The 24,595-nt window shown below is 64.1% G+C and carries 19 protein-coding genes; 14 read left to right on the top strand and 5 right to left on the bottom strand.

The features are described from left to right. Positions 1–47: 47 nt before the first annotated feature. Both V8J82_RS21515 and tssH read right to left on the bottom strand, forming a co-directional pair. Positions 48–524 carry an Hcp family type VI secretion system effector gene (locus V8J82_RS21515; protein ID WP_339978647.1) on the bottom strand — a complete coding sequence of 159 codons (477 nt, stop codon included), beginning with the start codon at positions 522–524 and terminating at the stop codon, positions 48–50. 79 nt (positions 525–603) lie between these two features. Next, positions 604–3,189, bottom strand: a complete 2,586-nt coding sequence (tssH, locus tag V8J82_RS21510) for a type VI secretion system ATPase TssH (protein ID WP_339978645.1) — start codon at positions 3,187–3,189, stop codon at positions 604–606. Between the two features lie 247 nt (positions 3,190–3,436). Here tssH and V8J82_RS21505 point away from each other — a divergent pair, with 247 nt between their 5' ends. From V8J82_RS21505 to V8J82_RS21440, 14 genes are all read left to right on the top strand, one after another. Beyond that, the gene (locus V8J82_RS21505; protein WP_339978643.1) at positions 3,437–4,480 is read left to right on the top strand and encodes a type VI secretion system protein TssA; all 1,044 of its coding nucleotides are present in this window, start codon (positions 3,437–3,439) and stop codon (positions 4,478–4,480) included. A gap of 179 nt (positions 4,481–4,659) precedes the next feature. After that, positions 4,660–5,175 carry a type VI secretion system contractile sheath small subunit gene (gene tssB / locus V8J82_RS21500; protein WP_339978641.1) on the top strand — a complete coding sequence of 172 codons (516 nt, stop codon included), beginning with the start codon at positions 4,660–4,662 and terminating at the stop codon, positions 5,173–5,175. Next, the gene (tssC, locus tag V8J82_RS21495) at positions 5,175–6,656 is read left to right on the top strand and encodes a type VI secretion system contractile sheath large subunit (protein WP_339978639.1); all 1,482 of its coding nucleotides are present in this window, start codon (positions 5,175–5,177) and stop codon (positions 6,654–6,656) included. Before tssB ends, tssC (V8J82_RS21495) begins: the two co-directional genes overlap by 1 nt. 1 nt (position 6,657) lies before the next feature. Then, positions 6,658–8,070: a type VI secretion system contractile sheath large subunit gene (gene tssC, locus V8J82_RS21490; RefSeq protein WP_339978637.1), complete on the top strand. Its 1,413-nt coding sequence runs from the start codon at positions 6,658–6,660 to the stop codon at positions 8,068–8,070. After that, positions 8,067–8,870 carry a type VI secretion system accessory protein TagJ gene (locus tag V8J82_RS21485; protein ID WP_339978636.1) on the top strand — a complete coding sequence of 268 codons (804 nt, stop codon included), beginning with the start codon at positions 8,067–8,069 and terminating at the stop codon, positions 8,868–8,870. Before tssC (V8J82_RS21490) ends, V8J82_RS21485 begins: the two co-directional genes overlap by 4 nt. Then, positions 8,863–9,399, top strand: coding sequence for a type VI secretion system baseplate subunit TssE (gene tssE, locus V8J82_RS21480; protein WP_339978634.1), 537 nt, complete (start codon positions 8,863–8,865; stop codon positions 9,397–9,399). Before V8J82_RS21485 ends, tssE begins: the two co-directional genes overlap by 8 nt. Further along, positions 9,392–11,167, top strand: a complete 1,776-nt coding sequence (gene tssF / locus V8J82_RS21475) for a type VI secretion system baseplate subunit TssF (RefSeq protein WP_339978632.1) — start codon at positions 9,392–9,394, stop codon at positions 11,165–11,167. The genes tssE and tssF overlap by 8 nt, the downstream gene beginning before the upstream one ends. Next, positions 11,164–12,138, top strand: a complete 975-nt coding sequence (gene tssG, locus V8J82_RS21470; protein WP_339978630.1) for a type VI secretion system baseplate subunit TssG — start codon at positions 11,164–11,166, stop codon at positions 12,136–12,138. The genes tssF and tssG overlap by 4 nt, the downstream gene beginning before the upstream one ends. Further along, positions 12,135–13,388, top strand: coding sequence for a hypothetical protein (locus tag V8J82_RS21465; protein WP_339978628.1), 1,254 nt, complete (start codon positions 12,135–12,137; stop codon positions 13,386–13,388). Before tssG ends, V8J82_RS21465 begins: the two co-directional genes overlap by 4 nt. Further along, positions 13,378–14,697 (top strand): type VI secretion system baseplate subunit TssK, encoded by a 1,320-nt coding sequence (gene tssK / locus V8J82_RS21460; protein ID WP_339978626.1) that lies wholly within the window; start codon positions 13,378–13,380, stop codon positions 14,695–14,697. The genes V8J82_RS21465 and tssK overlap by 11 nt, the downstream gene beginning before the upstream one ends. Then, entirely contained in the window at positions 14,694–16,181 is a 1,488-nt protein-coding gene (gene tssL / locus V8J82_RS21455) for a type VI secretion system protein TssL, long form (RefSeq protein WP_339978624.1), read from the top strand. Before tssK ends, tssL begins: the two co-directional genes overlap by 4 nt. Continuing rightward, positions 16,178–19,660, top strand: a complete 3,483-nt coding sequence (gene tssM, locus V8J82_RS21450) for a type VI secretion system membrane subunit TssM (RefSeq protein WP_339978622.1) — start codon at positions 16,178–16,180, stop codon at positions 19,658–19,660. Before tssL ends, tssM begins: the two co-directional genes overlap by 4 nt. A gap of 3 nt (positions 19,661–19,663) precedes the next feature. Continuing rightward, the gene (gene tagF, locus V8J82_RS21445) at positions 19,664–21,016 is read left to right on the top strand and encodes a type VI secretion system-associated protein TagF (protein ID WP_339978620.1); all 1,353 of its coding nucleotides are present in this window, start codon (positions 19,664–19,666) and stop codon (positions 21,014–21,016) included. Positions 21,017–21,074: 58 nt separating this feature from the next. Next, a complete protein-coding gene (locus V8J82_RS21440) occupies positions 21,075–22,181 on the top strand; it encodes a polysaccharide biosynthesis/export family protein (RefSeq protein WP_339978618.1) in 1,107 nt (368 codons plus the stop codon). Between the two features lie 87 nt (positions 22,182–22,268). Here the strand turns inward: V8J82_RS21440 and V8J82_RS21435 are convergent, their stop codons facing one another. The 3 genes from V8J82_RS21435 to V8J82_RS21425 are packed head-to-tail and all read right to left on the bottom strand — an operon-like array spanning position 22,269 to position 24,594. After that, positions 22,269–23,237: a ThiF family adenylyltransferase gene (locus V8J82_RS21435; protein WP_339978616.1), complete on the bottom strand. Its 969-nt coding sequence runs from the start codon at positions 23,235–23,237 to the stop codon at positions 22,269–22,271. Then, positions 23,234–23,827, bottom strand: coding sequence for a thiamine phosphate synthase (locus tag V8J82_RS21430; protein WP_339978614.1), 594 nt, complete (start codon positions 23,825–23,827; stop codon positions 23,234–23,236). Before V8J82_RS21430 ends, V8J82_RS21435 begins: the two co-directional genes overlap by 4 nt. Further along, positions 23,827–24,594 (bottom strand): thiazole synthase, encoded by a 768-nt coding sequence (locus V8J82_RS21425; protein WP_339978612.1) that lies wholly within the window; start codon positions 24,592–24,594, stop codon positions 23,827–23,829. The genes V8J82_RS21430 and V8J82_RS21425 overlap by 1 nt, the downstream gene beginning before the upstream one ends. Position 24,595 lies beyond the last annotated feature (1 nt).

The raw sequence follows: 24,595 nt of genomic DNA, 5'->3' as shown, positions 1-24,595 counted from the left end.
AAAAGAGACCGGGCGCGAGGCATGCGCCCGGTCCTGAAGTGCCGAATTTAGGCGGCGCGTGTCGTTGTTAGATCGTAGGAGGCGATCATCGGCGATTGCGGCGAGTGGTTTTCGTCGTGCGGGATGTACTTCACTTCCATCTTGGTGAAGTTCAGGCGGATGGTTTCCACCGGACGGTCACCGGATGTGTCGACCGAATAGTTCGACACAAGCGTATTGGTCAGACGGTATTCGACATAGGTGTCGCCGGGGTTACCGGTGGTGACCATGTGGATGGTGCACAGCTTGCCGGTGCGGCCGGTGCAGGCTTCGGCAAACAGGCGCGTGGACGAGCTGTCCGTGACCTTAGTTAGCACCACTTCGCTGACCGTTGGCTCGCTGGCCTCGCGGTTAGCGGTGGAGCCCGCCTGCGTGTTCATATTGCGCGAGACGTTCCAGTGCAGTGTTTCGATGTCCATCCACTGGCGATGCGTTTCGTGCGTCGCGTCACCGGGGATACCATCGAGTTGCATATAGATCGGCATTGCGTGTTGCTCCTTGGATCAATCGGGTTTGGTAAGTTCAGCTGTTTCAATTCCGAGACCGCCGCGATGTGCGATGGTCTCAACTCGCGAGACGTCGTTTCCTTCCAATTGGGGTGATCTGCAGCTCCCCGGTGTCATCGACGTCCAGTCCGGCCGCCCGTGGGACAAGCCCGCGTACAACCGAATCCAGGAAAAGGTCTGCCATACGTGGAAGAACCTTCTGTGATAGCATTGTTTCAATGGCCCGCGCGCCGGTATCACTGGCTTTGGCCCGCGTGCTCAACGCGGTGCGGGCGGCTTCGCTGACCTCAAGCCGCGCGCCGTAGCTGGCCTCGACCCGTTCGGCGATCTTTGCGATCTGAAGATCCACGATGCCCTTCAGCACCTCGGTCTCCAGCGGCAGATACGGCACGATCGCAAGACGGCCCAAAAAGGCGGGTTTGAACTGCGCCAGCAGTTCTGGCTTTAGCAAATCGGGCAGCAGCTCGGGCTCAGGCATGGTGTCGGGATCCTCGACCAGATTGGCCAAAGTCTCGGTGCCGGTATTGGCCGTCATCAGGATCGTGGTGTTGCGGAAATCCACATCTCGGCCCTCGCCGTCGCGCAGGACGCCCTTGTCGAACACTTGGTAGAAAATGTCCTGAACACCCGGATGGGCCTTGTCGATTTCATCCAGCAGCAGCACCCCATAGGGCCGCCGCCGCACCGCTTCGGTCAGCACACCGCCTTCGCCGTAGCCCACATATCCGGGGGGTGAGCCCATCAGCAGAGACACTTTGTGCTCTTCCTTGAACTCCGACATATTGATCACGCTCAGCGCTTGGCTGCCGCCGTAAAGCTCATCGGCCAGCGCCAGCGCCGTCTCCGTCTTGCCGACACCAGAAGTCCCACAAAGCAGGAACACCCCCTGTGGACGGCGCGCATCGCCCAGACCCGCCCGCGCGACGCGCATCGCTTCGGCAATCGTGTCAATCGCAGCGTCTTGGCCCAGGACCCGCGCCTTCATCCGGTCTGCCAGCGATCCGACGGCTTCGATCTGACTGCGCATCAGGCGACCGGTCGGCACCCCTGTCCAGCGGGCGATCACCTGGGCGACCGCTTCCGCGTCGACGACGCGATGCACCAGCGGCGCCTCGCCTCCCGATTGGGCGAGCGCCTTTTCCGCATCGGCCAGACGGGTCAAATCCTCACCTTCCGCGGCAATGGCATCCGCCTCGTCGGCCAGGGCGCGCTGTTCCTGAAGCCGGATGGCGATATCCTCGGTGGCTTTCTGTTCCACTTCCAGATCCGCGCGCAACGCTTTCAGATCCGCTGCACTGCTGGGCGTCGGCGGTTCGGCTTCGCAACGTGCTATCTCGGCCTCCAGATGCGACGCCTCCACCCGGTGGCGATCCAGCGCCTCAGGCGTGATCTCACGGCTCAATCGCACCGCGGCGGCGGCTGTATCGATGACGCTAACCGCCTTGTCGGGCAACTGCCGTTCGGGCAGGAACCGAGCGCTCAACTCGACCGCTGCCCGCAGGGCGCTTTCGCGGATCGAAACAGCGTGATGGTCTTCAAACTTACCGGCCACGGCACGCAACATCCGCACAGCGGTTTCGACATCGGGTTCGGCCACCTTCACCGGCTGGAACCGGCGGGTCAGCGCCGCGTCCTTTTCGAAATGCTTCTTGTACTCACCCCAGGTGGTGGCCGCGATTGTGCGCAATTCACCCCGCGCCAGAGCAGGCTTGAGGATGTTGGCGGCATCGCCCTGCCCGGCTTGGCCACCTGCCCCGATAAGACCATGAGCCTCATCGATGAACAGGATGACGGGACCGGTCGCGGATTTCACCTGATCCAGCACGCCGGTCAGGCGCCGCTCAAACTCGCCTTTGACGCCTGCACCGGCCTGCAGCAAGTTCAGATCCAGCGTGTAAAGTGTCACGTCGCGTAGCGGACCGGGCGCCGTCCCATCGGCCAACATGACCGCGAAGGCTTCAACCACAGCGGTCTTACCGACCCCGGCTTCGCCCAGCAGGATTGGATTGTTCTGACGGCGCCGCAGCAGAATATCGACCATCTGCCGCAACTCGGCATCGCGCCCCACGATCCGGTCGATTTGACCACTGCGGGCCTGTTCGGTCAGATCATGCGCGTAAAGCGCCAAAAAGTCTTCGCCACCGGTAGCCGGACTCGGTGCAGAGGCCGCGGAGCCGCTGGTTTCCGCAGGCATTGCCGCCACACGGTCCTCCAACGCACCCAGGTCAAGCGATAGCAGCGCCGGCGCGATCCGGCGCAGATGTGCGCGCAGACTGGTATCGGTGCTCAGCACCAACAGGATGATTTCAGGCGTGACGCGGGACTGTGCAAATCGAAGGCTGGTGGCTGTCCAGGCCTCTCGCGCCAGGTCGATAAGCGCGCTTGCCATCGACGGCGTGCCCGCTGAACCGCGCGGCAGACTTTCGACGGCGCGCATTGCTTGCGCGCGAGCCTCGGACGGGTTGACACCAGCCGCTTCCATCGCCTCGGCGCCGGTGTTTGTGTCGCACAGTGCGGCCACCCAATGTTCCGGTTCGATACTGACATGGGTGTTGCGCACGGCAATGCCCGCTGCGCGTTCCAACGCTGTCGCAAGATCGGGCGACATGCGAGAAATCAGAACGTGCAAATCGATGTGAGACATACGTGCGGTACCCGTCAAAAAGGCGCAAAAAAATGCCCGGTCGAACTCACCGGAGGCGCTCAATCAAATTGAATTTACCGTGTTACGTGCCCCTTAACGATTCCAACTCGCCCCCTTACAGTCAACCTCTATATCCATTCGGAAATCCTTACCTCCTGCTGTACGCTCAGACGCGAATCGGGATGCCGAACACTATTAAGCCCTTGATGAAACACTGTTTTTAGTTTCGCCACTTTGAGGATAGATTTTGCCGGATGACGCGACACACCCCACGCTGCTGACAGATGTCGGCGAGAATCCGCGCGAGAATGAGCGTGGTTTGGCTCAGTATCGGCAACTGCGGGATGCCCGCTCGGCAGCCCGCGCCGAAGAGCGTCGGCAAGAAGGCGCCGAAGCGGGCGGTCGGGTGCTTAAAGTTGCAGCAGAATGGTCGGATGTAGCGCGTCTCTGCCAAGACCTACTAACCGATATCGGACGCGATATTGAGGTGGCGGTTTGGCTGATCGAGGCCGAGACACGGCTGGATGCCTTCGCCGGGCTGGCTCGATCGGCCGGGATCATGGCCGACATGATCGAGGCGCACGGCACCGCGCTGCACCCGCAGCCCGAAGATGCCTTGGACCGCCCCTTCGATATTATAGCAGCACTGAACGGTGTGGGTCGGGAAGGCACGCTGATCCAGCCGCTGCATCTGGTGTCTCTGGCACCCGAGGGGCAGTTTGGAGCACACGGGTTGTGGAACGTGACAGATGGTGCGGCGAGCGCCGATGTCGCCGCTTTGTTGGCCGGCGCAGGATCGGCTGAGATTGAGGCGCGCCTTTTCGATATCGCCCAGGCGCGTGCCGCTATCGCACGTTGTGATACGTTGCTAACCGATCTTCTGGGCCCGGAGGCACCGCCATTTGCCAAGATCACCGATATTCTCGATACATCTGCCGCCACGATCCGAAATCTGGCCGGAGATCTGCTGATTGCCGCGACCGAGCCCGATATGGACGAAACGCCCGCGGCGCAGACCGCCGCACCGGGTAGCGATACACCGCCCGCCTTCGGTACCATCACATCGCGCGAGGATGCCTTCGCACAGATGCTGCGCATCGCTGCCTATTTCCGCCGGACCGAACCGCATTCGCCCATCGCCGACGCGTTAGAGACGCTGGTGCGCCGCGGGCGCATGGATTTTTCGGCCCTGCTGGCCGAGTTGATCCCAGACGACCATGCCCGCAGCGCGGTGCTGACTTCGGCCGGGATTGGCCCGCGCAGCGGACCAAATGATGGGGGAGGCGGCTGAAAGACGCATGAATCAATCGTCCCGCCCATTGGCGCGGGATCTGTCAAGGCGCCGCAATCCATAGCGGATTGCAACGTCAAACCACGACTGCCCCCGCATAGGGTTCGGGGCAGCGACACCGGGGGTGGAGGTCCGCGCCAGACACGGGCCGTCTCCACAAAGATTGAAGGAGGCCAGAAATGGCAAGCATTCACGATAAGCTCGACAAGGTCCGCAAACCGCGGGTCCATATTAAGTACGAAGTCGAGACCGAAGGCGCGATGGTCGAAAAGGAACTGCCCTTTGTGGTGGGTGTCCTGGGGGATTTTTCCGGCGACCCGACCCAAGATCTGAAACCCTTCGGCGAACGCAAATTCGTTCAGATCGACAAGGATAATTTTGACGAGGTGATGGCCAAGATGACACCGGGCCTGAACTTCCGCGTCGAAAACACGCTGTCGGACGACGATACCGAGATGAAAGTGCAACTGGCATTCCAAAGCCTCGAAGATTTCGACCCCGCCCGCGTGGTCGATCAGGTGCCCGCGCTCAAGGCGCTGCTTGAAAGCCGCAACCAGCTGCGGGATCTGCTGTCGAAAGCCGATCGTTCGGAAGAGCTTGAGACACTGCTTGAAAAGATGTTGCAGGATGACGCCGCGCTGAAAGACGTTGTCGATCAGCTTCAGGCGCAAACCGCCAATGGGGAGGATTCCTAATGGCCACCGAAACCCAAACCAACCCCGCCGCAGACGCCCAGACAACCGAGGCCCCCAGCCTTCTGGCCGACGTCATCGGCGCCACCCGCCAAACCGAACCGGATCGCACCAAGGAATTGCTGAAAACGCTGACCGATGCCGCGCTGGACGGTACTGTCAGTTACAATCGCAACCTGACGATCACACTTACCAAGGCGATCGAACAGCTTGACGCGAAGATCTCGCAGCAGCTCGCCGCGATCATGCAGGCGCCGGAATTCTCCAAGCTCGAAGGCTCTTGGCGCGGGCTGTGGCATCTGGTGCAGAATTCCAACACGTCGGCCAATCTCAAGATCCGTGTGCTGAACGCCTCGAAGAAAGAGATCGGGCGCGATCTGGCCAAGGCGGTGGAATTCGACCAATCCCGCCTGTTCCAGTCTATCTATGAAGATGAGTTTGGCACACCAGGTGGCGAGCCGATGGGTGCGCTGATCGGTGATTTCGAATTCGACAACAGCTTCGAAGATCTCGAATGTCTGCAAGGGATCAGCCAGGTGTCGGCCGCAGCGTTTGCGCCGTTTATCTCCGCAGCCTCCCCGCAGCTCTTTGGCTTCGACGACTATACCGAGCTGTCCAAGCCGCGGGACCTGTCCAAGATCTTCGACGCCACCGAATACGCCAAATGGCGCAGCTTCCGCGCGACCGAAGAAAGCCGGTTTGCCACGCTGACCATGCCGCGCGTTCTGGCCCGGATGCCCTACGGTCCGACCACCCGCACCATCGACGAGTTCGATTACGACGAGGCCGCCGCCTATGACGGTGGGCGCATTCCGCATAACAATTATTGCTGGATGAACGCCGCCTATGCCATGGCCACCAACCTGACCGAGGCATTCAATCAGACCGGTTGGTGCACAGCGATCCGCGGCGCTGAGAATGGCGGTAAGGTCGATGGCCTGCCGATGCATCTGTTCTCGACCGACGATGGCGATGTGGACATCAAATGCCCCACCGAAATCGCCATCACCGACCGGCGCGATGCGGAACTGGGCGCGATGGGTTTCCTGCCGCTCTGCTACTACAAGAACCACGATTATGCGGTGTTCTTCGGCGCGCAGACCACCCACAAGCCTGCCAAATATGATCGGCCAGAGGCCACTGCAAACGCTGCCATCTCGGCGCGTTTGCCTTACATGATGGCGACCTCGCGCTTTGCCCATTACCTCAAGGTGATTGGCCGCGATAAGATCGGCTCCTTCATGGAACCGGAGGATTGCGAAGCGTGGCTGAACCGCTGGATCAACAACTATGTCAACGCCAATGACGATGCGGGCCCGGAAATGCGCGCGCAATATCCGCTGCGTGATGCCAAGGTCAGCGTTGAGGAAATTCCAGGCAAACCCGGAAGCTACAATGCCGTCGCTTGGATGCGCCCCTGGTTGCAAATGGAAGAGCTGACGACATCGCTTCGCATGGTCGCCCGCATTCCGGAGAAGCAATGACATGACCGCACCCGTTGCCGTGCCGATGCGCGGGATCGGGGCGGTGTTCGACTTGCCCGCGCCGTCCGACGCCGAAGCGGCGGCGCGGATCGACCGGCTGATCGTCGCTATCGACGCTGTCCTGACACGCCAATTGGATGCGATCCTTTCAGCGCCCGAGTTCCGGGCGCTGGAGGCCCGTTGGCGTGGGCTGGCGCGGCTGGTCGAGGATGCCGGCAGCGACGGGCGGGTGATCATTCGCGTGTTCGATGCCTCCTGGCGGGCCGTGTCGCGGGATCTGGACCGCGCGGTGGAATTTGACCAATCGCATCTGCATCGCCTGGTCCATGATGGTGAGTTTGGGATGCCCGGCGGCCTCCCCTTCGGACTGCTGGTCGGGGATTATGCCGTCTCGTCCGCCACCGACCGCGCTCGCGGCGATCAGGTCGAAGCGCTAGGCCGCCTCGCCGCCGTCGGCGCAGCCGCCTTCTGCCCGATTGTCCTGGCCGCTGCGCCGGATCTGTTGGGCGTGGACGGGTTTGACCGCATCGCGCCCCATACCGATCTGACCGAGCCAAGCCGCGGCCTGGCCCAAGATCCCAACGCGTTGCGCTGGTCCACCCTGCGCAAGCGCGAGGATACGCGTTTTCTGGGCCTTATCGCGCCGGATCTGGTGCTGCGCCCGCCGCGCCAGCGCCTGTCACCGGACCGCGCCGATGGATTTACCTTCGACGAGGATCCGCGCCGCGCCCTGATAATCTCGGGCGCCTTTGCCTTTGCAGCCACAATCATCGCAGCCTTCCGCGCCTCGGGTTGGTTTGCCGCAATCCGCGGCGCCGTGCAGGATAGCGATGGCGGCGGCGTGGTCCCAGATTGGCCCGGCCTGGATCTGGGCACGGACGGACATAGGCTCTCGGAACAGCCCGCCGCGACCCTGCGCTTGACCGCCGCCCAGGAAGAGGCGCTGATCGCCCGCGGGATCGTGCCGCTTTCGACCTTGCCGCTGACAGGGACGAGCGTGTTCAACGCCAATCCGTCCCTGCACCGCCCAGAAAGCTATGGCACTCCAATCGCCACGGAAAACGCGCGCATCTCGTCGATGCTGCAATATGTGCTCTGCACCGCGCGGTTCGCCCATTATCTCAAGGTGATGATGCGCGATGAAATCGGCACGGTCGCGCCGCCGTCGCAAATCCAAGAGCGCCTTGGCGATTGGCTGCGGAGCTATTGCCTTGGCAACGAAGATGCTGATCGCGATCTGAAGGCCGAATACCCGCTGCGCGATGCGGCGGTCTCGGTGGCGCCACTGCCTGGCCGCCCAGGGGCCTACGCCGCCACGATCCGCCTGCAGCCTCATTTCCAACTCGACGATATTTCGACCTCCTTCCACCTTGTGTCTGAGGCCCCGGCGGGCCTGGAAAGGACTCCAGCGTGACCGACGCCCACACGACAAGCCTTTCAGATCTTTTGGCCCAAGACGCCTTGCCCGACGCGGTCGAGGCGGCGATTGCCCGCGTGAAAGCCGCGCCGCAGGATGCCGGTGCGCGGATGGCCCTGGCGCAGCTTGCAGCGCTTTCGGGCGATCTGCCTCGCGCGGAAACCCATGCCCGTATGGCCCAAACGCTAGATCCCGCGCGCGCCACCACCTTGGCGGAATTCCGGCAGTATCTACGTGCGCTTGAAGCTCGCGCCGCCTGGTGGAACGACGCCGCCACACCTGGTTTTCCAGACGGCCCCACAATGTTGGATCAACAGGCCATGGCCTTGCATGTCGCCTCGCGCGCGGGCGATGCGCAAGCCGCCGCAAAGGCGGCCCAAGCGCTTGAGGCGGCCCGCGCTCCTTGCCCGGCGAGATGGGATGAGACCCAGACCGATGATTTGCGGGATGTCGATGACCGGCTGCCCCACGCGCTTGAGGCGCTGACACCCGGTGGCCATTACCTGTGGCTCGACCTTGCGCGCGTTGCGACGGTCGAATTCGGCGCCGTTCTCGCCCCTTTCGATCTGCTCGCGCGACCCGCCCGTGTGGAATTGCGCGACGGCGCCGCCGCCGATCTGCGCCTGGTTGCGATCTACGATGAACCGCGCAATCCCGGTGAGCAATTGGGCCGCGTCACCGAGTTTTCCGAGCTTTCGCCGGGCCTGATCCGTGCCCACGGACAACGCTCTTTCCTGGTGGGCGACGACATGGCCGGGCTTCTGTCACCAAGCGTGCTGGTAATGGCCAATGGCTAGGCCCGGCACGCCCCCTTCCGACAAGCGGGTCGCGCCCGCTTTGCTGGACCGGCTGATCGACCTCGATCCCGATCTCAGCGCCGATCCCCCGCTGACCGAGGCGGAGACTGTCATCGGGCTGCGCGCCGCCCTGCGCCGCGATCTTGAGATGTTGCTCAATACCCGCTGCGTACCGGATACGCCGCCCGATCATCTGCCAGCCCTGGAAGACAGCGTTTTGACCTACGGAACGCTCGATTTCTTCTCGGCCGATCTGAACACCGACATGCAGCGCAACGCCTTCGCAGCCGAAGTGCAGCGCCGGATCGAACGGTTCGAGCCGCGACTGGAGAATCCGCAGGTCACGCTTGTCTCTGATCCGGTGCCCAGCCGTCGCCATTTGCGGCTGCGGATCAAGGCGCGCCATGTGGCCAGACCCGGCCTTCCGCCAATCATTTTCGAAACCGCGATGGATCCCGTGGCCGGGCATTTCTCGGTCACCGAAACCGGCGGCGCCACCGCCAGACCGGAGGGGCGCAGCCGTGGCTAACCGCTTCCTCGATCACTATTCGGCGGAATTGGACGGGCTGCGCCGCCGCGCCGCGCGCTTTGCCCAATCGCATCCCAAGATCGCCGGGCGCTTGCGTCTGGCACCGGATGTGGCCGACGATCCCAATGTCGAACGCCTGATCCAATCCTTCGCCTATACCGCCGCACGGGTCCGCCAAAAGCTGGATGATGGCCTGCCCGAGCTAACCGATGGGTTGCTGGAAACGCTCTACCCGCATTATCTCGCGCCGTTGCCTGCGCTGACCGTTTTGTCCTTTGCGCCTGATCCCGGCATGGATGGTGCCTTGCCCGTCCCGCGCGGGACAGAAGTGGTCTCCGACATGCTGGACGGCGACCGTGTCCGCTTTGCCACCACGCAAGAGGTGCCGCTGGCGCCGCTGCGTCTGACTGATCTGCGCCTATCGCAGCGCCCGTTCGAGGCGCCACCCGCCCCGAGTGGCGCTGCCGCTTGTCTACGTCTCTCTCTCGCGCCCCTGGGCCAAGTGCCAATCCGCGAGATGGGGCTGTCCCGCCTACGCCTGTTTCTGTCTGGCCCGATGGCCGAGGCGCAGGGCCTTGCACGGTTGATGTTACAAGACACGCTGGGGCTGTCTGTCGCCGCCCATACCGCCGATGAGGGCGCACGCCGCCTGCCCACCACGGCGTTGCGACCCGTGGGTTTCGAGGCCAAAACGGCGCTGATCCCCTGGCCCGAAGGCAGCTTCGCAGGCTACCGGACGTTGACGGAGTTCACGGCCCTGCCGGAAAAATTCCTGTTCTTTGATATCGACCCTGGCCCGCTGCGCGAAACCGACCGGCTCGATATCTATGTGTTTTTCAGGCGCGCACCCGATGAGGCACTCAAGCGGGTCGACACGGGCTCCGTGACACTCCATGCCACACCCGCCGTGAACCTGTTCCCTACCCGGGCCGAGCCGATTGCCCTCAACGGCACCCGCACCGCCTATCCGCTGGCCGCCGATGCGCGCAGACCACGCACCCGCGCCGTGCATTCCGTGCGCCGTGTTACCGTTGCGGGCGCCGATGGCACCACCCATCCAGCGGCGCCACTGTTCCACCGGCTAACCGATCACCGCGGCGATGGGCTCTATTGGCATCTGCGCCGCCATGCCCCTGACCAGGGCGGCCGCGAAGGCGCCACCACGTTGGCCTTCGTCGATCATCGCGGCGTCTCGGACGCACCCGAGGCGGGCACAGCCGGCGTAGAGATCTTGGCCACCAATGGCGACCTGCCGCGCAAACTGCCCTATGGGGGCGGGCAACCGCATCTCACCCTGTCGTCACCGTTTGATCCAATCACCGGGGTCACCTGCCTGCGTGCACCAACCACACCAAAACCGCCCCGCGCCGATGAAGATCGCGCCTGGCAGCTAATGTCGCATCTGTCGCTGAACCATTTGTCGCTGCAATCCGGCGGTGCTCCGGTGCTGCGCGACCTGTTGCGGCTCTACGATCCAGGGGACGGGCCGGACGTGGCCCAGATGATCGACGCCATCGACAGCCTATCAGCCACCACCGGTCTTGCCCGGATCGACGGGGTTGGCGTGACCGGCACAGATCTGACGCTGGTCTTTGACGATAGCCGGATTTCCCAAGGTCAGGCGGTGCTGTTTGCCGCGATGCTGGACCGGTTCTTTGGCTGCTACACCACGCTCAACACCTTCACGCGCCTGTCGGTGAAGATGAAGGACCGTACCGATTGGCTGGCGCGGTTTCCCGCGCGCTCGGGCGAGGGGGCACTGATATGAACACCAGCGCGCGTTTCGATGCGCTCTGCGCGGCACCCCACCGGTTTGAAGCATTGACAGCCCTGCGCCTGGCCGAGGCCGAGGCCCGTACCCGTGGCCTGTCGCTTGAAGTGATCGCCCTGCCCAAGGGCACGCTCGCGCCGACGGCGATTGGCGCGATCACCGTCACGGATCGGTCCATTCGGGTCGAGTCCGCTTTTGCGGGGTTGGTTGGGCCGCTGTCGCCCTTGCCGCCCGCCTGGACCGAGATGGCCGCCATCGACCGACGCCGCCGCGCCGGCGGGCTGGCTGCATTTCTCGATCTGTTTTCCGGACGGCTGGCAGTTTTGTTTGCCCGCGCCGCCGCAAAATACGACCTACCGGTGCTGCTGCAATGGGCGCCGCGGCGCGCCAACCGAGTGTTGGGGGCGTTGAATGCGCTGATTGGTCTGCATAGCCCCACGCTCGACGAACAAATGCCGCTGCCCGGCGATGCGACCCTGGCCCATGCCGGGCTTCTAGCCAATCGCACCCGGTCCGCCGTGGCGCTTCAGGCCATGGCGCAGGCACATTTGGGCCTGCCTGTACGCGTCGATCAGTTTCATCGCCGCTGGCGCCCCGTGCCGGAAACCGAGCAAACCCGCCTTGATGGCAGCCGCGCCCTTGGCCGCGATGCCTCGGCCGGGGCCTGGATCCCCGACCGCGCCGGTCAGGTCCGCCTTGTGGTAGGCCCCGTGCGATATCCCGATTTCCTGTCGCTGGAGCTGGGTCAACCGCGCCTGCGCGATTTCGCTAGGCTGATGCGGTTTGCCATCGGTCCAGTGCTCGATTTCGACATCCAGATCGTGCTCGACCGGCGCGACATTCCGATCACCCAGATCGGGGGCGATGGACCGCCCGCGCGGCTCGGTTGGAATTCCTGGGCGCGCGACCAGGACGCGGAACGCGATGCCGATGAAGCGGTGATCGATGGGCGGAGGGCTGCGGCATGACGCTTCTGGTGCTTGAGCTGTTGGATGCGGGCGAACGACGGCTGGTGCAGCGTGGCCAAAGCTTCACCATGGGCACCTTTCCCGGCGCGACCTGGCCCCTGCCCGCCACGCCCGGCGCCGCCAATGGGGGCGAGGTGCGCGTGCAGCCCGACGGGGTGACCGCCTCAATCGCGCTGGTGCGCGGCTCTGCGACGCTGGATCAGCGCGCCCTAACCGAGGAACCCCGCACGCTGTCCGCCGATGCGATTATCATCATCGGGCCCCACCGTATCGCCGCCCGGTTCCGCGATGATCTGACAATTGCCCACGCGACAGAGGCGCCGACAATCAGTGCCATCCTCGCGGATGTCGCCCCGGGGGGCATCACCGCCTCCAGCCCGGTGCCTGCGCGCGCGCAGGACGATTGGATCGGCACCTTGACCGGCGATGCGCCCGAGACCGGTCGCCCCGATTGGAATAGCCTGGGCCGCTATACTGGCCAGCCAAAGGTGACCGAGGAAACCCACCATGCCAATCCGCTGGACGTACTGCCGTCAGGCAGCACATTCCTGCCGGACGATTGGGATGCCGATCCGGTGCCAGGTGGTGCGGCAAGCTCCGATCTGCAGGATCGGCTGGTCCAATCGCGCGCGCCGGGACACGTATTGCCCGGCGGCGCGGGCACCACGCCCAGACCCGCCCCGCAGCATGGGCTTGATCCAGGCAGTCGCGCATTTCTGACCGGTGCCGGGCTCCTGGGTGACGATATGGCCGATCTTACGCCAGACGATATGGGCACGCTTGGGGCGCTCCTGCGCGAGGCGCTCGATGGATTGGCCCGCCTGGAACAAGAGGCACAGACCCGCGCCACCGATATCGGCCTACCCGCTGCGGCCACCGGACTGCCGCGCGAGGCGATCCGCTTTCTTCTGGGCGCGGTACAATTGGGCGACGGGGCGCTGGCGCAATTGGACGCCCGGATCACGGATCTGGCGCGGATGCAGGCCGCAACCCATGACGGGGCCCGCCTGTTCGCCGCCGAGGCAAGAAAGGCGCTCGACCCCGACACGATCCGCGCCGAAACCGCCCGTGGCGCCCTGCGATTAGGTGCCAGCCGCGCCGCCTGGGCGCTCTATGAGACACGCTTCGCTCAAGGACCGGCTTCCGGGCCGCCGCCCTTGTCCGATCAGGCGCTCGCCGCCATGATTTCTGCACGCTTGCACGGGGTCACCCCGGTAGAAGACACGAAGGAAGAACCCAGTGAAGACTGACAATCGCGTTGCCTGGTCCGAGGGGATGTTCCTGCGTGTGCAGCATTTCCAACAGGCCGATCGCTGGACCGAACGGCTGGTGCGCGACCGAACCGCCCCGCTTGCGCCCTATCCCTGGGGGTTCACGAATGTCGAGATCGATCAGGCCGCCTTGGGTGTGGGTCGTGTGGCTTTGAGCGCTGTGTCGGGCATTCTGCCCGATGGCACGCCGTTCTCTGCGCCCGATCTGGCGGATCTGCCTGCACCGCTGCAATTGGCCGAAGGCTCGGGCGCGACGACGATCTACCTTGCTGCGCGAATGCGTCAGCCCGGACAACCCGAATACGGCCCCAGCACCCGCCATGCCCGCACGGATTACGAGGCTGAGGATGCCAATGCTGACACCGCCTTCACCGCCGAGATCGAAATCGGTCGCATGGCGCTATCGCTGAAATCCGATGCCGATGAGCGTGAGGGCTTTGAATGCCTGCCCATCGCGCGGGTGATCGAAACCCGCACGGATCTGTCGGTCGTGCTGGAGAAATCCATGGTGCCGCCGATCTTGCATTTAGGTGCAGCACCGCGCATCCACGGGTATATCACCGAAATTACAGGGCTTTTGCGGCATCGCGCCCATGCGATTGCACAGCGTATGGGGGATCTGTCGATGCGCGGCGCCCCTGAGATGAGCGACTACATGATGCTCCAGGCGATCAACCGCGCCACGCCGCTTATGGCCCATCTCGACGCGCAGGCGGGGCAAATCCACCCCGAGGCCGCGTTCCGCGCGCTGATCACATTGGCCGGGGAAATGGCCACCTTCACCGCCGATGGCAGCGTGGCCGCCGACATGCCCGCCTATACCCATATGGATCCGGAGGCGACCTTCGTCCCCGTCATCGAGGAATTGCGGCGTGCGCTGTCGGCCGTGCTGGACCAGTCGGCCACATCCATCCCGCTGGAGCTGCGCCGCCATGGCGTGCGCGTCGGGATGCTCGCCGATGCCGGGCTGAAGCAAGATGCCGTCATGGTGCTGGCCGCGCGCGCCGATTTGCCAACCGAGCAATTGCGCCGGTCGCTGCCAAACCAGATCAAGATCGGCTCGGTCGAGCGTATTTCTGAATTGGTGAATGTCGCGCTGCCCGGCATTCCGGTACAGCCGATGGCCGTGGCGCCCAAACAATTGCCGCATCAACCGGGATCGGTGTATTTTGAGTTGGATACCGGCGATGATCTCTGGCGTGCGGCCACCGATACCGGCGCGCTCGCGATCCATCTGTCCACCGAAATTCCGGGGCTCGACCTGAAACTCTGGGGGATCCGCGCATGAGCAGCGGCTCCGGCAGCGCGCCACCCCTCGACGAGGACGACGACACGCCCCGTATCGTCCTACCGACGCCCGGTGGGCTGAGCGCAAAGCCCGAGACCGACGTGCCAGCCCCCGCGCCCGCCGACCCGCCAGCACCCGATCCGGCCTTGTCGGTCGGGGATATCCTGCTCGGTTTCCATTTTGCGGGCGGCGATCTGCCCGTGATGGTGGCCCGCGCCGCGCCGCTGCTGAACCTGGCCCATGCGCTGCGCACCGGACGGCAACCGCCGCCTGTGGCCGATTTGCGGCGCGAATTGACGCAAGCCGCGCGCGAATACGAAACCGCGCTGGCCGCCGCCGGGATCCTGCCCGATCAGGCGCGCTCAGCCCATTACGTGGTCTGCGCGACGCTCGACGACGTGATCCGCAACACCGAATGGGGTGTCGAATGGGCCGTGGAAGGCCTCGTATCGACATTCCACGACGATGTGCATGGCGGCGACAAGGTCTTTGCCCTGCTGACCCATTTCCAAAAGACACCGCGCGCCAATCGCGACCTTCTGCTTCTGATCTATCTGTGCCTGTCCTTGGGGTTCGAGGGGCGCGCGCGCGTCTCGTCCCGCGGCGCGGCGGAACTGGCAATCGTGCGTGAAAACCTGTTCCGCACGCTGCGCACCGAATTTGACATTGTCGAACGGGACCTGTCGCCGCTTTGGCGTGGCGAGGATGCCGCTCACCGACCACTCCGCGCCGGGTTGGCCTTTTGGTTGATCTCGGGCCTGGCGCTGCTCGCGCTTTTGGCGGTGTTCTTGATCTACAGCCTGCTTTTGAACCGGGCCGCTGATGCGACCCTGGCACAATTGACCGCCCTGCCGCCCGGCCAACCACCGTCTCTGGCCCTGCCCGATCCGCCGCCACCGCCGCCCGAGCCTGTTGCAGAACCCGATCCCGCGCCGCCCGCACCGATACCGGACGATGTGCCTGTGACACCGCCCATCGACACGTTCATTGCCTTCCTGCAACCCGAAGTCGATGAGGGTCTGGTACGGCTCTACCGCGAAGAGGATGCCGTGCTGGTCCGTGTGGCCAATGCGGGCGCTTTCGGCTCTGGCAGCGCGGATATCGAGCCCGCCTTCACCGACGTATTCGACCGAATCGGACAGGCTTTGGCTGCGGAGACTTTCGACGTGACCATTCTGGGCCATACCGATGACCGCGCGATCCGCACCGCGCCGTTCCCGAACAATTACTTTCTCAGCCAGGCCAGGGCCAATGCGGTGCAGGACATCCTTCTGCAATATGTCGACCCGAGCCGTGTGGATATAGAAGGTCTCGGCCCTGATCGGCCCATCGCCAGCAACGCGACGGAGGATGGCCGCAGCGCCAATCGGCGCACCGAGATCCTGGTGCGCGAACCGGGCGACCGTGTGCCCGACAGCCTGTTGACGACAGGCGTGCAAGATCCTTTGGCCCCAGAGGCTGCCCAAGCGGAGGATGAGCAATGAACCCCCTCGGCATGTGGACAACGATCCGGTCGAATGTCTCCGCCTATGCGTCGGTTCTCGGCCCGCGCTTTGCGGCTTTGGTGTGGGTCGGTGCGCTGTGCGGTATCGTCTGGATCTTCGGCCCACGCTTGCCCTGGGGCGACACCCGTCCGCTGGAGCCTGTCCGCGCACGGTTGATTGTGATCGGCGTGATCATCGGCCTTTGGCTGATCTATGCGCTTGTATCTTGGGTCCTGGCCAGGCGGCGCGCCAAGGCCGAAGACGACGCCGTCACCGAAAGCCCTGAAGATATTGCCGCGGGCGAAACCCGCGCCGAAATCGCCGAATTGCGCGACCGTCTGCGCGCCGCGCTGAAGACCATGCGCAAGCTGGCCCGGCGGCGTTTCGGATATACCTACGATTATCCATGGTACCTGATGATGGGTGCGCCTGGCGCGGGAAAGACCACGCTTCTGCAGCGCTCTGGCCTGAAGTTCCCCTTGGGCGATGCCGAAGGCGCGGAACCCGTCCAGGGCGTGGGTGGCACCCGCAATTGCAATTGGTGGTTCACCGACCGTGCCGTTCTGATCGATACGGCAGGCCGCTACACCACCCAGGAAACCGGCCGGGCGCGCGACCGTGACGGGTTTTTAGGCTTTCTGGCGATGCTGCGCCGGTCACGGCGGCGGCAACCGATCAATGGCGTCATCCTCACGCTGTCTCTGACCGATCTGCTGACCCAAGACCCCGAAGAACGCTTGCGCGACATTCGCGCCATTCGCCAGCGATTGACAGAGACCGAAGAGACTCTGGGCGCCCGTATCCCGATCTACATGGTGCTGACCAAAGCCGACCGACTGACCGGCTTCACCCGCTTTTTCGACAGCCTGGGGCAAGAGGCGCGGCGCCAAGTCTGGGGCATCACCTTTCCCTATGACGAAGCGCTCGACGCGCCCGGGGTCACGCCCGATATCTTCTCGCGTGAGTTTCAGGGGCTGTTGACCCGGTTGAACGCGATGCTGGTCGAACGGCTGCAACAGGAAACCGATATCGACCAGCGCGGGCGGATCTTCCGCTTTCCTGCCCAGGTCTCCGCCCTGCACGATGCATTGCGCGAGATCGTGGAAGAGCTGTCATCCGGCACCGGCAGCGTGTCCGAACCCCTGTTGCGGGGCATCTACTTCGCCTCTGCCACACAGGATCTAACGGGGCGCGAGGCGCGGCCGATCCCCGGTGTGCCCCAGGCCGCCTCTGCCATGAACCGGACCTACTTCGTGGACCGTTTGTTTGGCGATGTCATCCTGGGCGAGGCCGCCCTGGTTGCACGCGACACCCGCGTTTCGCGGCGGCAGCGCATCGCCACGGGCCTCGCCTATGGCATTGCCGCCTCGCTGGCGCTGATCTTCCTGGCCACGTGGACCATCGGGTTCATGGCCAACCGGCAGGCAATCGCCGCCGTGGAAACCGGCCTGACGGAATATGAAACGCTGGCCCAAAACATCCCCGTCCGCGATGTCGATGATGCCGATTTTCTGCGGGTCCTGCCCGCCCTGGAACGTATCGCTCGCAGTCCTGACGCCTTTGGAAGCGTCGAGATCGGCCCTGTGCCGCTGCACCGCGCGGGCTTTGGTATGGATCGCAGCCCCCGCATCACCCGCGGCCACGACACCGCCTATTCCGAAGCACTCGGCGCCTATCTGCTGCCCCGATACATGGTCGCGCTGCAAAACATCCTTCGCGATGAGACCACCGATGAGGCGCGCGCCTTCGAGACCCTGAAACACTACCTCTCGCTGGCCGGGCTTGGCCCGATTGACCGCGACGGCTTGCTGGCCCAATCCGAGCGCCTCTTTGCCGAGCTCTATCCGGGTTCGGGCCGCGTCGGTACACGCGATGCACTGCAGGAACACGTGACGGCGATGCTCGATCGAGGTACGCTGCCAGTGCTTGAGATCGACGACCAATTGGTGACCGAGGTTCGCGCGCGCATCATCGACCGCAGCCCGGCGCAACGGGTGCTCGATTTACTGGCTGTGCGCGAGGTTGCGCGCGCCCTGCCCGATTGGTCCGCCGCCGAGGTGGCGGGCCCCCAGGGCCGCGATGTCTACGCGCCGGGCCTGGCCGAATTGCGGATCGATGGGATCTATACGCGCACTGGCTTCCGCGAGGTGTTGATCCCCCAAATCGGTGCCCTGGCCGAAGTCGCCGCCGATGAAGATTGGGTGCGCGGCCCCAACGCGCCCAGCACGGCCACACCCAGCGAGATCGCCAACAACGCCGTCACGCTTTACTATGCCGCGTTCGAGGCCGAATGGCGCGCCGCCATCGGCGCCATCACCATCGCCGAGGCTGACAGTCTGACCGAGGCTGCCGACCTTGTCGCCGCTTTGGCCACCGCTGCCGATCCCCTGGGCCGCATGGCGCGCAGCATCGCGACCCGCACCGATCTGGCCACGCCCGGCACCGGCGATGCGCTGCTGCTGGCCGAGGTACCCTTTGATCCGGCCGCTGCACCCGACCCTTATGGCCCCCTGCGCCGCGCCCTGGCACCCGACACCGATAGCGAGGGCAACCGGGTCGACGCGCTGACCCCTCTGACGCCGCTCTATGATGAGATCTTTCAGCAGCTGACCCGTCTGGATGCCCCCGACCCGGCTGCCGCCCAGGCCTTGGCCTCTGAGGATGCCTTGCGCGATGCCGCACAGGCCTTGGTCGCGGCTGGACGGCAATTGGATGCGCCGATCGACACATGGGTGGTCACCATCGCCGCGCGCGTGTCCGAGGCCGCGGTCGGCCAAGCCCGGGCAGCGGCAGACCGGCTCTGGCGCGCGGAGGGCGCCGCCCAATGCCGCCGTGCAATCTCGGATCGCTACCCGTTCAGCCCCGTCGCCTCCACCGATGTGACGCTCACGGATTTCACCGCCATGTTCGGTCCAAACGGCCTGTTCGCGACGTTCTTCGATGAATATCTGACCGATATCGTCGACACGACCTCCGATCCTTGGACCTGGTCCGGGGGCCTCGCCGCGGAGGGCGAGATCGACAATTCCGCCCTGCACCAATTCCAGCGCGCCGCGCAGATCCGCACCGCCTTCTTCCCGAACGGCGTCGCTGATCCGCGCGTGGAACTGTCGGTGGATCTGGTCACCATGCCGCCCGGCGCCAATGTCGCCCTGTTTGAAATTGGTGACCGCCGCTCGGCCCATCGCGCCGATCTATCGGACGAAGACCGGCTGCTTTGGCCCGCTGAGAACGGCGCCGACACCGCCCGCGTGATGCTTCTGCCCGGCGACCGCGCCACTGCGCCGACTGAAAATGGACCATGGGCGCCTTTCCGCCTAATCGATCAGGCCGTGGTGCTACCTGGCAATGACAACCAATTCCAGGCGCGCTTCACCGTCGATGGACGCGATGTGACCTTCCGATTGACATCCGGCAGCGTGAACAATCCGTTCAACCTGCCCGCTCTGACGGCGTTCCGCTGTCCAACGGGGTTCTAGCCGATGAAAGCTCAACCCACCTGGCGCGGTTATTTTGGCAAGATCCCCCAAGCGGGCGATTTCGTCAGCCACGGCTTGCCCCCCGCCGTCGAAACGGTGTTCGACGAATGGTTGCGCACCGCGATCCGCGACAGCCAGCAAGATCGCGGACGCCGCTGGCTGGATGCATTCCTGGTCACCCCGGTCTGGCGCTTCGCGATGGAAGGCGGCGTGGCAGGCCCGCAGCCCCTCGCCGGGGTCATGATGCCCTCGGTCGACCGTGTGGGCCGCTATTTCCCCCTGGTCATCGCCTGCGCGCGGCCGGATCTCGGGCAGAATGACCTGCTGTCGCTTTGCGATGATCTGGCATTTTTTGACGCGGCAGAGGCACTTGCAATGTCCTGCCTCCACGCCAAGGTCTCACCCGCAGCGCTGGCGGAAGGTGTGGCTTGCCTGCCCACAAGCCCCCTGCCCAACCGCCCGCGCAGTGAAGAATTCGGCGATGCCCCCTCGGCGTTCTGGTGGACCGGTCGCAATGGCGAGCGCAGTCACTATACTGACTACATGCCGCAACATTCTGATTTTTCACAATTTTTTCTAGGAAATGCACAAGGTAGGACGGAAGGCGAGCGTCGGCCCGTGCTGATCTCGCCCGTGCCCGAGGATGCCCCTCCTGCTCCACAGCCGCCCGCGCCCGCGGCGCTGCTTTATCGCGATTACGCGGCCGCGTCCTTGCGCGGCACCCGCAGCGCCGGCTTGACCGACGCCACCGCGATGAATGCCGATCACCAGGCCTTTTCGCTGCTCGCCGGGATCGGTCCCTCGCCAACCTTGCCGACCCAGGTCAAAGGCCTGGTGCCGGTCTTCGAAAGTATCGCAAACCCGTTTTCCATGAACGATCTGATCGCCGAAGCGAAGGGCAAACTGGGTAGCGCGAATACCCGCCTCGCCGCACGGGCCGAAGCGGCGGGCGAACAGACCGCCGTCGCGGCCTTGGTGCTTTTGATCCAGGCGCGCCGCTATGCGGTGTTGTGGTCGGGCAATTGCACAGCTCTGCTGGCGCGCGGCGGGACACTGCATCAGATCAATCGGCCCCATACCGATGCGCGGCTGCGGGGGATCGTCACCCATGCCCTTGGGGCCCGTCGGACAAATGCCCCCGACAGTTCGATTGGTCAGGTCGAAGATGGCGACCGGTTTCTGCTCGCCTCGCCTGGCCTGACCGAAATGCTGAGCTTCGACGAAATCGCCGAGATCCTCGCCGGTGCCAAAACACCTCAGATCGCTGTGACGGAACTGACGCAGAACGCACTCATCGCTGGCGCCACCCTTGACGCTACGGCGCTGTGTGTATTCCTTTCGCCGCACACGGGTTAGAGCGCACGACACGAGAATGACGCAAACCGGCAGAGCGCTCAAAATCAGGGACAATATGATGAAAAAACACCTCATCCTAGTTTTGATGGCAGTGACACTGGGCCTCGCCGCTTGCGGCCCAAGGGACGGCCCTTCGCAGGGCGAGGTGCGGCGCGATGCACGGGCGGCCGATGTGCCGATCCTGCCGCTGAACCGCTCCGTCATCAACGCGCTCGGCACACCCGCCCCCAGCGAGGGGTTTGGCCATCTCACGACGATGCCCTACACCCCCGGCGTCATCCGTCCGGGCGATGCCATCAACGTGCAGGTGTTTGAAACCTCCGATGACGGCATGTTCTCGGTCGAAGGCACATCATCGCTGCAACTGGGCGAATTTGTCGTCTCGCCCGATGGAACAGTGTCCCTGCCCTTCATCGGGGCCGTCCGTGTCGCAGGCAACAACAATGTCGGCGCGCAGCGGTTGATCACCAACGCGCTGCGTGAACGGGCCATCGATCCGCAGGCCACGGTCAGCGTCACGGTCTCGGCTACCGACAATTTCACCGTCCAGGGCAATGTCGGCGCGGGCGGCACCTACCCGCTGACCCCCCGGGGTGAAACGATCCTCGATGCGCTGGCCTCCGCCGGTGGCACCCAGGGCGCGCCGGATCAAACCAATATCATCTTGCGCCGCGGGGGTGAGACGCGCAGCGCATTGCTGTCGCAGATCCTGGCCGATCCGTCCCAAGATGTCGCTCTGCGTCCAGGTGATGCGGTGATCATCGGCGGCGGTCAGGCCAGCTTTATCGCAGATGGCGCGCTGTCCTCCCCCGGTGAGTTCAACTTCGTCGAAGGGGAACTGACCCTGGCCCAAGCCATCGCCCAAGCCGGTGGCCTGCAAGACAGCCGTGCCAATCCCAATGCCGTTTACGTGTTTCGCCGGATGCCTCCGGGTGAATCCTTTCTGCTGGAACAGCCGCCCGGCAACCCGCATATCCGCGTCTTCGGGGATGTGATTTTCCAGGCCGATTATACATCTCCCACCGCGCGATTGGATGCCGGTCAGTTCATGTTGCGGGACGGCGATGTGGTCTATGTGGGTAATTCGCCCCTGGCCGAGTTCCTGAAGTTTTTCCAGATCTTCGAGCGTCCGCCCGAGATCCCGGCCCCGTCTGGCCGCAGCTAACATCTCAAGCAGATGAGAAAGGGCGATCGAAACCATCGGGCGCCCTTTTTCCATCCACACCGACGCCGTCGTCAAAAGATCAGCAGCTCAACCGCAGGCCTGAGCCGCCAAAAGGGCAAGCTGACGGTGCCCTTTCGCCTGCAGAACTGAGGCGGCCCGCCAGGCCCGCAGGCCGCTCCGGCAGCACAACACAACGCGCGTGTCGGCTGGCGCCTCAAACCTATCCAGCCCATCTGGACGAAGACGCATCGCCGATGGCGCGATGGGCCGTGCCACTTCATCCTCGCTCCGCAATTCAATGATCTGATCGCTGTCATCCAACATGCTTTTCGCGACGAACGGCACATACTGCTCCGGCTCTGGGCTGCCGTGAAACGCGAACCCGCCAAATCGCAGCTTTGCCAAATCAAGTGTCACCAGACGCCCCAGCGGCGACGGATCAGACCTCAACAGAACTCTCAGCGCCATCTGCGCCTGCAAGGCGCCAATCGTGCCCACGGCCGGGCCCAAGACACCCGCGGTGGCGCAGGTGGCGCCATTATCCGGCAAATCTGGGAACACCGCCCTCAATGACGGGGCGGATCCACAGAACGCACCGACATAGCCGGATTGACCCAAAACGCTGGCGGAGATCAAAGGCGTCTTCTGGCTGCGGCAGGTATCCGACAAAATGTAGGACACGGCGAAACTATCGGCGGCATCGATGACAAGATCCGCGGTTTCGGCGATATCAGCCGCGATGCTCGGACCCAATGCACAGATATGGGCATCTATGGCGACATCCGGGTTGAAACCACGCACAAACTCGGCGGCAACGTCGGCTTTGGGGCGCCCCAGATCCGATATGCGATAAAGCGGCTGACGATGCAGATTGCTGTCCTCGATCACATCAGGATCGTACAAGGTGATGTGCCCCACACCGGCCCCGGCGAGGTATTGCAGCACCGGGCAACCAAGCCCACCGGCCCCGATGATCGCAACATGCGCAACAGCCAGCCGCGCCTGACCGTCGGCACCGATCTCGGGCAGCATCATCTGGCGTGCATAGCGGGTCATGGGGCACATGCCGCGATCCAGGCGCGGGTGCGCGCTTCAGGGTCATCGGCCCGCTGAATGTCTGTCACCACCGCTGCGCTATCGGCCCCTGCGGCAAACACACCGGGCAGCCGCTCAATGGTCAGTCCGCCAATGGCCACCAGGGGCGTATTGCCCACCTGTGCTTTCCAACGGGTCACGCGATCCAAGCCCTGCGGCGCCCATTTCATCTTTTTCAGCAAGGTCGGATAGACCGGCCCAAGCGCCACATAGGCCGGATCGTGGGACAAGGCGCGGTCAAGCTCCGCGTCATCATGGGTCGACAGGCCGAACCGGATACCCGCCCGCCGCAGCGCCACAAAATCCGCGCTGTCCATATCCTCTTGCCCCAGATGCACAAAATCACAGCCCAGATCGAGCGCCGCCTGCCAGTAATCGTTGACTACAAGTTGCGCGTCATGCGCCTCGCAGACAACCTTGGCGCGGGTGATCTGCGCCCGAATATCAGCCTCGGGCCGGTCCTTGATCCGCAATTGCACCAGCTTCACACCAAGCGGCACCAGGTGCTCGACCCGCTCGGCATCGCCAACGATCAGGTAGAATCGTTCCATCAGGCCAGTTCCGCCAGGCCGAGCACGGGCGTCGAGGGAACCGCCATGTCGCGCCGATCCATGGGATCCGCACCATATCCGATCCGGCCCGCATTGATCGCACCCGCCATCGCCCGCGCCATGGCCACCGGATCGCCCGCCTTGGCCACGGCGGTGTTCAGCAAAACTGCATCCATCCCCAATTCCATCGCCTGACAGGCATCTGAGGGGCGCCCGATCCCGGCATCCACGATCAGCGGCACGCCGGGGAAATGCGCTCGCATGGTCCGCAATGCATCGGGCGTGCGCAGGCCTTGCCCGGACCCAATCGGCGCCCCCCACGGCATCAAGACTTCGCAGCCTGCCGCCAGCAGCTTTTCCCCGACAATCAGATCATCGGTCGTATAGGGGAACACCTGAAACCCTTGGGCGGTTAGCTCTCCCGCGGCCTCGACCAAGCCAAAGACATCGGGCTGCAACGTGTCGGCATGGCCGATCACCTCCAGCTTGATCCAGCGCGTGCCGAACAGCTCCCGCGCCATCTGTGCGGTGGTGATCGCTTCGGAAACGGAATGGCACCCCGCCGTGTTGGGCAGGATCTCGACGCCGATATCGCGCAGCATCTCCCAAAATCCGGCCCCCGAGCCATCCGCCGTTTCACGCCGTAGCGAAACAGTCACGATCTCACACCCGCTGGCACGGATCGCCTCTTGCAGGATGGCGGGTGACGGATATTGCGCTGTACCCAAAAGCAGGCGCGATGTGACGGGCGTGCCGTAAAACTTCATC

The sequence above is a fragment of the Gymnodinialimonas mytili genome (assembly GCF_037544085.1).
Taxonomy (GTDB): Bacteria; Pseudomonadota; Alphaproteobacteria; order Rhodobacterales; family Rhodobacteraceae; genus Gymnodinialimonas; species Gymnodinialimonas mytili.
This window is presented reverse-complemented; position numbering and strand designations above follow the sequence as displayed.

Excerpts from the sequence above, each read along its gene's own strand:
- V8J82_RS21515 (WP_339978647.1), bottom strand. The coding sequence starts at position 524 with ATGCCGATCTATATGCAACTCGATGGTATCCCCGGTGACGCGACGCAC.
- tssH (WP_339978645.1), bottom strand. The coding sequence starts at position 3,189 with ATGTCTCACATCGATTTGCACGTTCTGATTTCTCGCATGTCGCCCGAT.
- tssB (WP_339978641.1), top strand. The coding sequence starts at position 4,660 with ATGGCAAGCATTCACGATAAGCTCGACAAGGTCCGCAAACCGCGGGTC.
- tssC (WP_339978639.1), top strand. The coding sequence starts at position 5,175 with ATGGCCACCGAAACCCAAACCAACCCCGCCGCAGACGCCCAGACAACC.
- tssC (WP_339978637.1), top strand. The coding sequence starts at position 6,658 with ATGACCGCACCCGTTGCCGTGCCGATGCGCGGGATCGGGGCGGTGTTC.
- tssE (WP_339978634.1), top strand. The coding sequence starts at position 8,863 with ATGGCTAGGCCCGGCACGCCCCCTTCCGACAAGCGGGTCGCGCCCGCT.
- tssG (WP_339978630.1), top strand. The coding sequence starts at position 11,164 with ATGAACACCAGCGCGCGTTTCGATGCGCTCTGCGCGGCACCCCACCGG.
- V8J82_RS21465 (WP_339978628.1), top strand. The coding sequence starts at position 12,135 with ATGACGCTTCTGGTGCTTGAGCTGTTGGATGCGGGCGAACGACGGCTG.
- tssL (WP_339978624.1), top strand. The coding sequence starts at position 14,694 with ATGAGCAGCGGCTCCGGCAGCGCGCCACCCCTCGACGAGGACGACGAC.
- tssM (WP_339978622.1), top strand. The coding sequence starts at position 16,178 with ATGAACCCCCTCGGCATGTGGACAACGATCCGGTCGAATGTCTCCGCC.
- tagF (WP_339978620.1), top strand. The coding sequence starts at position 19,664 with ATGAAAGCTCAACCCACCTGGCGCGGTTATTTTGGCAAGATCCCCCAA.
- V8J82_RS21440 (WP_339978618.1), top strand. The coding sequence starts at position 21,075 with ATGAAAAAACACCTCATCCTAGTTTTGATGGCAGTGACACTGGGCCTC.
- V8J82_RS21435 (WP_339978616.1), bottom strand. The coding sequence starts at position 23,237 with ATGACCCGCTATGCACGCCAGATGATGCTGCCCGAGATCGGTGCCGAC.
- V8J82_RS21430 (WP_339978614.1), bottom strand. The coding sequence starts at position 23,827 with ATGGAACGATTCTACCTGATCGTTGGCGATGCCGAGCGGGTCGAGCAC.
- V8J82_RS21425 (WP_339978612.1), bottom strand. The coding sequence starts at position 24,594 with ATGAAGTTTTACGGCACGCCCGTCACATCGCGCCTGCTTTTGGGTACA.